Genomic DNA, 2,402 nt, shown 5'->3' with positions numbered 1-2,402 from the left:
TCGCGGTCGACCATCACCGTGACGCGCGCGCCCTGGTCGACGTAGATGACGGGGCCGATCGAGAGGTAGTCGCCGATCACGCTGTCCGTGGCATCGGCCAGATCATCGCCCACGTCTTCGAGCACGTCCGCGGCGGTCTCATCCTGGACGTTTGCAGCAGCAGCGCTTGGCGCGGCGGAGATCAGCGATATCAACGCCGCTGAGCCGAAACGCTCATCGAAGCGCGTGTCGACAAAGCCGGTCACGCCGGAGCGGCCCAATTCGTCACCCCCGAAAGAGCTGATCTGGATCGTCTGGTTGTCGGGCAGGATGATCCGGTCCCAGGCGATGGTGACCCGGCGCTGCGCGATATCGACGCCAGCGCGGTAGCGCCCGATGAGACGCGATCCGCGGGGGATCAAGAGGCGCACGCCATCGACGCTGTAGACATCTTCGGACACCACGGCACGGGTCTGGCCGGGCAGGGAGCTGTCAAGGGCAGTTTCCATGACGGCTTGGATCATGGTGCCCTGGATGATGGTGTTGGAGGGATTGGCGATCACCTCGGCCTGCGTCACCGTCGAGGGCAGCGCACCGTTCAGCACGAAATCCGTCACCTCGCCAAAAGTGCGTTCGGTCAGAGCCGTTTCATTCGCTCCGGACGTGCCGCCAAATGCGATAGTGGGCGAGGTGATGCGCCGTTCCTGGAAGGCGCGTTCCTCCGCGGCGCGGCGCTCCAGCTCGGCCATGCGCCGGGCTTCTTCCTCCCGGCGCAGTCGCTCTTGCTCGCGTGCGCGCAGCTCATCTTCCGTGGGGCCCGCTGGGGCGGGTTGGGGTCGGCTGGCCTCGAGTTGGGCCAGTTCCAGATCCATGCGTAATTGCTCAAGGCTGCGATCCCGCGCCGTCAGTTCGTCCTGGAATCGTTGCTGTGCGGCTTCCGAGGCGGCTTGTAGCGCCGCAATCTGAGCGGTCAGCGCGTCGATCGCCTCTGCGGCGGCGGTGTCTTCCTCGACGACCGGTTCGGGGGCGTTGCGCAATTCCTCGATCTGAGCCTGCAGCGCGGTGATCTGCGCCAGAAGCTCCGCGTTGGGCTCGACTGGATCCGGTCCGACAAACACAACCTCGGGCTCGGGCGGGGGCAAGGTCTCGATAGCGCCAAAGCCGTCCCCCTCGTTTTGGAAGACATCCGGGGTGGCCGTCGGCAAGGCTTCCTCTTCTTCGGGCTGTGAGAGGAGATAAAGCATGGCACCACCCGCGCCGATGACGAGGACCACGATCAGCGCGAGAAGGGGCGACCGCCGCTGCGCCGCCGTGGGGGCGCGGGCACTGCCTTTCTCAAGGGCGGCGAGGCGTTTTTCCAGCTCGGTGTTCTCGGTATCGCTCATGAGGCGGCCTCCGCGGGCGGGATCGCCTCGATGCAGACCACCTCTTCGCCAAGTCGCAGGACCCATTGGCGGTTTACGCCGCTGACGCGGATCACACCGTCCTCAGGGGTTTGCGTGTTGACCGTGCGTTCACGGCCGCCCGCGTAACGGAAGATCGCTGGCACAGGTGCGTTTCTTGGAAAGGCGAAATACGTGAACGTCCCGTCATCCCAGATGCGGGTTGGCGTGAACTCGGTCCGCGCGCTGGCACCGTAGTTGTAGTTCGGCGCTTGGGCCGCGATGGCCCGGGTCGGGCGCGCAGCGTCGTCTGGATAGCGGAACTGCACCACGTAGAAGGTTGGGCTGCGGACCTCCTCGACGTTGAAATAGTAGCTGCGCCTGTTCGTGTAGACCGTCACATTGGTATGGACGCCGCGCGCGACGGGCTTGATTGCAAATGCCTGACCGCCGGGGACGCCATCGATCTCGAAGCCTTCCGTGTCGCCCGCGATAATCGAGCGGATGCTTTCACCGATCCCAAACTCGATGGTGGTGACATGGGTGAGCGAGACGCTGAGGCGGTAGACCTGGCCTTCCTGGTAGGTGGCCAGCCGCACACGACTGTCATTTGGACCACCGCGCGGGATCGCTTCGGCAAAGGTAAGGCCGGGCAGCAAAATAAATATGGCAGCAACAAAGAACCTATTGATCAAACTAGTTCTCCAATCTGTCGGAGCGGATGGAATATTCGAGCACGGTAAACCCAAACGGATTGGTCCAGACCTCATCGATGGAGCGGCGGGTCTCGGGGCGGAACTCGAAGAGAAGCGTGGCGGTGAAGAGCCCGGTTTGGGTGCCGTTGATGGAGGTCAGCCGCTTGCGCAAGCGCACGGTGGCGCGGTTGGATCCGATCCGGTTGATGCTGAGGATTTCCACGTCGAGCCTGGCGTTGGGGCCATAGACGGTCGGCGGGTAATTCTCGTTGGCGCTGTTCCAGATCTGGCGCAACCCGCTCTCGGCGGCCCCGTCCGAGCGGCGCAGAACGCTGCGGATGCGCAG

General features: G+C 64.2%; 3 protein-coding genes. All 3 read right to left on the bottom strand.

The features are described 5' to 3' along the window. Positions 1–1,364: TraB/TrbI/VirB10 family type IV secretion system protein (locus BUB53_RS22110; RefSeq protein WP_073038236.1), on the bottom strand; the 1,364-nt coding region annotated here is incomplete at its 3' end. Further along, positions 1,361–2,056, bottom strand: a complete 696-nt coding sequence (locus BUB53_RS22105; protein ID WP_073038234.1) for a TrbG/VirB9 family P-type conjugative transfer protein — start codon at positions 2,054–2,056, stop codon at positions 1,361–1,363. The genes BUB53_RS22110 and BUB53_RS22105, both read right to left, overlap by 4 nt. A gap of 1 nt (position 2,057) precedes the next feature. Next, a partial coding sequence (locus BUB53_RS22100) for a VirB8 family type IV secretion system protein (protein WP_234983226.1) occupies positions 2,058–2,402 on the bottom strand: 345 nt, incomplete at its 5' end.

It is taken from the genome of Roseovarius pacificus, assembly GCF_900142665.1.
Classification (GTDB): Bacteria; Pseudomonadota; Alphaproteobacteria; order Rhodobacterales; family Rhodobacteraceae; genus Roseovarius; species Roseovarius pacificus.
The sequence above is the reverse complement of the archived record's forward strand: the minus strand, read 5'-3'. Positions and strand labels throughout refer to the sequence as shown.